Origin of the sequence: Paenibacillus camerounensis (genome assembly GCF_000723885.1) — a bacterium.
Classification (GTDB): domain Bacteria; phylum Bacillota; class Bacilli; order Paenibacillales; family Paenibacillaceae; genus Paenibacillus_AQ; species Paenibacillus_AQ camerounensis.
The window spans coordinates 47,325-55,134 of sequence record NZ_CCDG010000100.1; the positions used below are offsets into that span (position 1 = coordinate 47,325).

5 protein-coding genes and 1 pseudogene are annotated in these 7,810 nt (G+C 50.9%); 1 reads left to right on the forward strand and 5 read right to left on the reverse strand.

What is annotated here, in order from left to right:
* Positions 1-3 precede the first annotated feature (3 nt).
* Positions 4-1,563 (forward strand): stalk domain-containing protein, encoded by a 1,560-nt coding sequence (locus BN3772_RS28425; RefSeq protein WP_052380741.1) that lies wholly within the window; start codon positions 4-6, stop codon positions 1,561-1,563.
* A gap of 151 nt (positions 1,564-1,714) precedes the next feature.
* On the opposite strand, the gene BN3772_RS31785 is transcribed toward BN3772_RS28425, so the two are convergent.
* From BN3772_RS31785 to BN3772_RS28445, 5 genes and pseudogenes are all read right to left on the reverse strand, one after another.
* The gene (locus BN3772_RS31785; protein WP_482809928.1) at positions 1,715-2,035 is read right to left on the reverse strand and encodes a DUF6199 family natural product biosynthesis protein; all 321 of its coding nucleotides are present in this window, start codon (positions 2,033-2,035) and stop codon (positions 1,715-1,717) included.
* A gap of 113 nt (positions 2,036-2,148) precedes the next feature.
* On the reverse strand, positions 2,149-3,894 hold the full coding sequence (locus tag BN3772_RS28430) for a sensor histidine kinase (RefSeq protein WP_042203836.1): 1,746 nt from the start codon (positions 3,892-3,894) through the stop codon (positions 2,149-2,151).
* Entirely contained in the window at positions 3,891-5,444 is a 1,554-nt protein-coding gene (locus BN3772_RS28435; RefSeq protein WP_086074811.1) for a response regulator, read from the reverse strand. The genes BN3772_RS28430 and BN3772_RS28435 overlap by 4 nt, the downstream gene beginning before the upstream one ends.
* Positions 5,445-5,649: 205 nt before the next feature.
* Positions 5,650-7,512 (reverse strand): ABC transporter ATP-binding protein, encoded by a 1,863-nt coding sequence (locus BN3772_RS28440; protein ID WP_244444862.1) that lies wholly within the window; start codon positions 7,510-7,512, stop codon positions 5,650-5,652.
* Positions 7,481-7,810 (reverse strand): annotated as a pseudogene (locus BN3772_RS28445) (ABC transporter ATP-binding protein); the annotation flags it as partial. The pseudogene BN3772_RS28445 and the gene BN3772_RS28440, both read right to left, overlap by 32 nt.

A 7,810-nucleotide genomic window follows, 5' to 3' on the forward strand; every position in this document is an offset into this window, starting at 1 on the left:
ATTTTGCGTAACCCGATCAAATCTCAACTAATCACGTTTCTAGCTTTATTGCTAAGCCTCGTTGCTATTCCTTCCGCGTCTGCAGAGGCTTCTCTTATCTCAGACAAAAACCTGGAACAAGCGATTCGAGTCGAATTAGAGAAACCGGCTGGCCCCATTACCAAAGAAGATCTGCAGACCCTTACGTCGCTCTATCCCAATGATCCTAATCAGAAAATTAAAAGTTTAAACGGACTAGAGCATGCTGTTAATCTAGAGAGCTTGATGCTCCCGGGACTTGGCATTACCAATATTGAGCCGCTTAAAAATCTGCATAAAATCACCTTCCTGGCTCTGAATGACAATCAGCTCACGCAAATGGAACCGCTGCAGGAGCTGACTCAACTGAAGCAGCTTATTGCCGACTCTAACAACATAGAGAAGCTTGATGCACTAGCGGGATTAACCAATATGACAGACTTGTTAATCAGCCATAATCAGATTAAAGACCTCTCGCCGATTCAATCCCTGGTCAAACTGAATTGGCTGAGTATAGACGATAACCAAATCCAGTCCCTTGAACCGCTAAGAGATCACCCGGAGCTAGAACATTTATACTTCGAGAATAATAGGGTCCAGGATATTAGCGTCTTAACAAGTCTTCCGAAGCTTAAGGAGGTCTCACTCGGCAATAATCCTTTGAATGCGAAAGCAGAGAAAATCCTGACTGAGCTCGCTGCCAAAGGCGTCAAAGTACTTGAAGAAGAGGATGATGAAGAACCAGCACCGCCGTCAGACCCTGACGCAATCATGGTGCTGTTGAATGGGGAGATCGTTACTTTCCAAGCCCCGCCCATCCTTCAAAATGGATCTGTACTAGTTCCGTTCCGCGCTCTTTTCGAAGCAATGGGTCTGAAGGTGGACTGGGATCCAAAAACGCAAACGATCAAGGGAAGTACGCCAGGCACCCTTATCAAGCTTAAAGTAGGTTCAACTACTGCTGAGATCAATGGCAATCAGAAAAAACTGACAGTAGCCCCTTCAATCATCAAGGGCAGCACCTACGTTCCATTACGTTTTATCGGCGAAGCAGTGGATGCGAAGGTGGACTGGCTGGCAGATATTCAAGCAGCCCTAATTTATACGAAGCAGCCGTTTGCGACCAAAGATAAAAAAATCCAAGTCACAGGCTACGGCAATTGGAGAGACGTAACAGCTTCTGTTGAGAATACTGGAGATCACCAGCTTTTGTTAAGCTTACCAGAGCAAAACACGATCCTTATTCAGCATTATAGTAAGAGCGATTTAGATATGAATTTTGAACAATATGTTAGCTTCGTCAAAAAAGATATAACGGACGAATATGCGGTGCAAATCACTGAGAAGTCTGTTAAGGTCGGGACGATCGCTGCGAAGCAGTTGACCTATAGCTTAAATGAGAACAATGAAATGATCGAAGTTCAAATGATTTTATGCGAGCAAAACAATGAATTCTATACCCTATTGTCTGTTTTTCCATCGCAGGCCAGCAAACAAGCCAACGCTGAATTCAAGGAAATCGTGAAAAGTATACAATTGAACTAACGTTAGAAGAGATCGGGCTTGGACCGATATGTTGACGTTGATTGGCTGCTTTTACTCAACTAATAGCTAGTTTAGTTGAACAAGGTAAGTGGAGTTTTTTATCGCAATTGACGCATACTGTGAAAGAACATAGCGGTATCTGAAATTAGTTCTAATACTGTGTTAGATAAATATTAAACAAGCCGTAAAGAAGTATAATGAGTACAATGATTCCCACAATCCGACCCATCAGTAGGTAAATATAACTTGGTTCAATAGTATCTTTTAATATGTAATTTCGAAGCTTTACAAGGGATTGCGGAAAAATGATAATCCAAATTGCCAATGCCATTAAAATTTTTGTAGTGAAGATAAGTATGATTTTCCAACTCCTTTTTATGTAATACGTCTTTGATGGGGAATAGGTAACTGGTTTTCTTATTGGCTGTGTTGCGTTGTACGAAGATATTATGTAGTAAAAGAAAGCGTGCATGTTCAAATAACGGAAAACATTTGTTGCACAACAACAGCGGCAGCCCAAGACTCTATTTCCTGAGTCTTGGGCTGCCGCTGCTTCGTTAAATGAATAACTCTAACACTATATTTTCACAAAACCCGCATAACAGGAACGTCTATAATCACACTGGTCCCTGTGCCCGCTGCACTTATGAATGTTATCTCCCTGGCTTCACCGCCAAATACCAGACTCAGCCGCTTGTTGATATTCTCAACCCCGTAGCCGCTTCCCTGGTAGCCCGAATGCCGCTCCTCCCGTTCGCTTATGCCGGCGCCGTCATCTTCAACGGTAATCCGCAGCCTGTTCTGTTCAATCCGGCCTGTAATGCGGATCGTTCCCCTGCACTCCTCCGTCTCCATAATGCCATGCACAATCGCATTCTCCACCAGCGGCTGCAGCGTAATCTTGGGCAGCATGCAGCTAAGCGCATCGTCCTCGACGCTGATCTCCAGCTTAATCCTGTCTTTGTACCGGTTCTTCTGGATGTCCATATAGATGCTGCACAGCCTGACCTCGTCACCCACGCTCACAAAATCCTTGCCTTTGTTCAGCGCCAGCTTGTAATAATCCGACAGGGCGTGAATCACCCGCTGGATGTTATCCACCTCATCTTTCTGGGCCATCCAGTTCACCATATCCAGCGTGTTATACAAAAAATGCGGATTGATCTGGGACTGCAGCGCCTTCAGCTCTGCCCCCTTCTTCTCCTGCCCCAGCCTGAATTGCTCCTCCATCAGCTCCTGCACACTGTTAATCATATAATTGTAGCTGGAGATCAGATGTCCCAGCTCATCCGTGCGCGGCTCCAGGTCCAGCGTATTCAGCCTGCCCTGCCGCACCTGGCTCATCTTATTCATCAGCAGGAAGATGCGCTGCGTAATTGACCTTGTAATCGGAAAAATAAACACAAAGATCAGCAGCCCGATCACGGCATAGATGCTCAGCATCTGGACACGGATCTTCTGGATAATCGACATGGCGGCACTGGACGGAATCACCGATATCAGATACAGGCCGGTCGAATCAATCTGGTTGCCGCGGGCCAGATAAGTGCCGCTCTCCAGATGAATCTCTGAATAGCTGGACCCGCTGTTCAGCTTGCCAGGCAGGCGCATCTTCGCCAGCTCTTCCTCAGTCCCGCTGCTGGCAACCAGCTCGCCGTCTGCCGTTTCTACGTAGACCAGCTGCCCGGGTACCGACTGCCGCAGCGCTCCGGTGATTTCCTCCAGGTCAATGTTGATCATCACGAAGCCGACGGATTCCATATAGTCATTCTCATTCCACAATGCCCGGCCCAGCGTCAGATACTTCTTCGGGGTCAGAAAGTTGAATTTGTCCTCAAAAATCAGCCAGGCAGACCTTCCCTTAGCAGCCAGAAAGGATTCCGTCCACTTCTGCCCCTGAACCTGGCTGAGCGGCCGGTACAGTGAGGTTTTGCCGGCGGTTACAAATCCGTCGTTGATGAAGTACATAATGTTGTCAAACTGCGAGTCTGATTCCAGAATTTGGGTATAGGAGGTAATCTCCTCGAACATCGAGAGCTGCTGCCAGATTTCCAGCCTCTCGGGCTTCAGCGAGAAGATGGACGTGATCTTTTTATTGACCACAATCATGGAGGAAATCTCTTCAATATGGGACATCCGGCTGGTCAGTACAGACAGGGTCTGCTCATACGTCTGATTGTTGGCATAGCTCTGCCGGTCCAGCGCGTATTTGCGGATCTCATGCTGGGATACAAAAAAGGTGATGATCAGCGGAATAATCCCGACCATGACGAACAGCAGGATCAGCTTTTTGCGGATGGACAGATTACGGAACGGGACAGGGATCCTCATCGCAGCTTGAGCTTTCTGTATTCAACCGGCGTGACGGAGGTGCAGAGCCTGAATACCTTGGCAAAATAGCTCGGACTGGCAAAGCCGCACAGCTCGGAAATTGCGTTCATTTTATAGTGCTCATTCATGATCAGCTTCTTGGCCAGCTCAATCCGGTAATCCCTGATGTACTGGGTAATCGTCATCCCCGTCTCCTGCTTGAACAGCACGTTCAGATGGGCGGAGGACATAAACATATGCTGGCCGATTTCCGGCAGATCCAGCTCCGCCTTGCTGACATGGGCAGCTACATAATCCATCACGCTGATTACCGTATGCGAGTACTCGGCTTCCTTGGCTTTTTCGGCACAATAGCTGCTGCAGATTGCGAGTACATACTCCTTGAGCTCCGTTAGCGTATAAAAAGCGGATATCCGGGTGTCGATGTCCTTCATCTCATAGACCCCGTCCAGTCCGGCCAGCAACGCCCCTTTCTCCTGCAGCATCGCCTTGCCCATAGAGGCAAATAACGAATAGACCTGCTCGCGCGGAGGACGCTCCTCGGAAATCAGACGGTCACATAGCGCTTCAACCCATCCGCTCAGCTCACGCGGCTGACTTTTCATCAGCATATAGAAGTCCACGAACAGCTGCGGGCTGATCCCTGCTGATGTACCCTCGGATTCTGTAAAAGGACTGAAACGGGCCTCCGGCTCATAGAAAAAGCAGTTCATCGCTGTACGGGCATGGATATAGCTCTGGCTTACCTCAAAAATATCCGGCACCCTGCTGCCCGTTGCAATGCGGAGGCCATCATGGCTTATTAGCAGCTGCTTCACCAGCGCATGGGTCCGCTCCAGCTTCACCTGGTTCAGCGGTAGCACGAATACAAGCTCTCCTTTGCCGGTAACGTTACCGACAGCCTGCACCCCCTGCCTGTGCCAGAAGGCATGCAGCTCCTCCAGCAGCTCCGGCTCACCGCCTGACTGCCCGCTAATAGACACAATCACACCTACATATCCGGCGTTTACCGGAAATCCGGCCTCCTCACATTGCTTCAGGACCGGTTCGCGGCCGGCTGTGCCTTCTATAAGCACCTGTGCCAGCTTTTGCTGCTGCAGGTTTTTTTTGATACTAAGCTCATCGGTCAGCCGCCTGCTCTTCTGCACAGACTTCACTGTTTTGGAGATAGCCTCCTTCAGATCCGGAATTTTAATCGGCTTCTCTATATAATCGACGGCGGCCAGCCGGATGGCGCTTTTCAGATATTCCACATCCAGATACCCGCTCATGAACAGCAGCTTGCAGTCCGGACACTGCTCCCCCAGCTTCTCGGCAAAAGCAATTCCGTTCAGCTTCGGCATCCGTATATCCGTCAGCACGATTTCCGGTTTATGCTGTGCAGCCAGCCGCAGCGCCTGTGCCCCGTCTCTCGCTTCAATAATCTGTTCAATACCGTACTGGCTCCATTCCACCGCATCAATCAGGCCTTCTCTTGTATAATCATCATCATCTGCAATTAGCATCCGCATCGGAATATTCTCCTTAACCGAGGATTTCAAGTGATTCATGTAAGCGCTTCTAAAGTAATTCTAGTGTACTACAATTTTTTTATGCATAAGCACATTAATTAGCTCCGTTCTGTAACGGCCCGCAAATTTACCAGAAATCTTGTTTTTTTGCTAGGCGGCCGGTTGAGATCAGGCATATGTAAAAAAGAGCAGCCCTCCTCCCTGAAGAAGAATGGCCACTCTCTGAAAAAGCCGTCTTTAGCTTTTAGCTTGCCGTCCCCGACACAAACTGGTTCTGGTACATCTCATAATAGAAGCCCTGGCCGTCCATCAGCTCCTCATGGGTTCCGCGCTCGCTGATCTCTCCGTCCTGGATCACCAGAATAGCGTCGGCCTCGCGGATCGTGCTCAGCCGGTGGGCAATGACAAAGCTGGTCCGGCCCTGCATCAGCTTCCGCATCGCCTCCTGAATATGCAGCTCTGTCCGCGTATCCACGTTGCTGGTCGCCTCATCGAGAATCAGAATCGACGGATTGGACAGCACGGCACGGGCAATGGTCAGCAGCTGCCGCTGCCCCTGGCTCAGGTTGCCGCCTTCGGCATTAAGATGCGTATCGTAACCGTTCGGCAGCTTCCGGATGAACACATCGGCATTGGCGAGCTTGGCCGCTTCCTCTACCTCCTGATCCGTAGCTTCCATCCGCCCGTACCGGATGTTGTCCCGGATCGTCCCCGAGAAGACGTAAGCATCCTGCAGCACAAGGCCGATCTGTGACCGGAGCGTCTGCTTATCCAGATCACGGATATTCTCACCGTCAATCAGAATCCGGCCGGACTGGATTTCATAGAAGCGGGTCAGCAGGTTGATAATGGTGGTTTTGCCTGCCCCGGTCGGGCCGACAAGCGCCAGCATCTGGCCGGGCTCGGCGTGCAGGGAGAGGTTTTTCAGCACCGGTACCTCAGGCTTGTAACTGAAGCCCACCTGCTCGAATACCACCTCGCCCCTGATCCGCCGGGATGCCGTCTCTTCCGGCTCCCGGGACATTTCCGGCTCCAGATCCAGTACCTCAAACACGCGCTCCGCACCGGCAACCGCCGACTGGAACAGATTGTACTGGTTGGCGAGCTGGTTAAGCGGCTGGCTGAACTGATTGGAATAATTGAGGAAGCTGACAATAATACCGATCGTAATCATTTCATGATAAGCAAAAATACCGCCCGACACCGCGATAACAAGGAAGGTCAGGTTGCGCATAGCGTTCATCATCGGACCCATGGAGCCGGAGAGGGTCTGCGCCTTCACTCCGACGGCCCGCAGCCGTTCATTGATCTGCCGGAATTGGCGGACTGCCTCTTCCTCCCGGCCGAATACCTTGACGACCTTCAGGCCGGAGATATTCTCCTGGACGAAGCCGTTCACCTCGCCGAGATGCTGCTGCTGCTCCGAGAAGTAGCGGCGGGTGTGGACGGAGATTTTTTTAACAATAAACGTAATAAGCGGAACAGTCAGTATGGTAATCAGCGTCATCCACACGCTCAGACTGAGCATCATAACCAGACAGCCGGCCAGCATCAGGACACTTGCAATCAGCTGGACCACCGTCTGATTCAGCGTATTGGAGACGTTGGCAATATCATTGACAGCCCGGCTCATCAGCTCCCCGTGGGTGCGCTGGTCGAAGAACGATACCGGCAGCCGCTGATACTGCTCGAACAGATCCTGCCGCATATTGCGGACCGTATTCTGTGACAGGCTGGAGGCCGTATATTGCTGAACCCAGGTGAAGAACGCGCCCAATGCATATACCCCAAGGAGGATCATGCCCATCCGGAACATTCCTTCAAACCGGCCGGGCACGATATAGTTATCGAACAGCTTGCCGATCAGATAGGGCCCCGCGAGCGAAAGCGCAGTAATCAGTACGGTACACACAATTACCCAGGTGAGCGCCCCGCGCTCCTGCTTCAGGTAGCCCCAAATCCGCCGCAGCGTGCCGAAGGTATCCTTGGATCTTACTTTGGGTACGCCTCCGTGCATATGTCCCGGACCCTGGCGGAAGCCCATCTGGTCGAACTTTTGCGGCGTTTTGCCCTGATTAGAATGACTGGATGGCTGGTTCGCTGACATAAGACACCTCCTCTGAGCCGAACTGCGACCGGTAGATCTCCTGATATACCCTGCAGCTCTGCATTAATTCCTCATGTGAGCCGCTGCCTGCGATCTCCCCGTCATCAAGTACAATAATTTGGTCCGCTTCCGTGACGGACGATATTTTCTGGGCGATCAGGAAGGTCACGGCCTCTGCCGTAATCTCCTTGAGCGCACCCCGCAGCTGCCGCTCCGTCCGGGCATCCAGAGCGCTCATGCTGTCATCCATAATCAGCACCGGCGGCCCCACGAGCAGCGCCCGGGCAATGGACAGCCG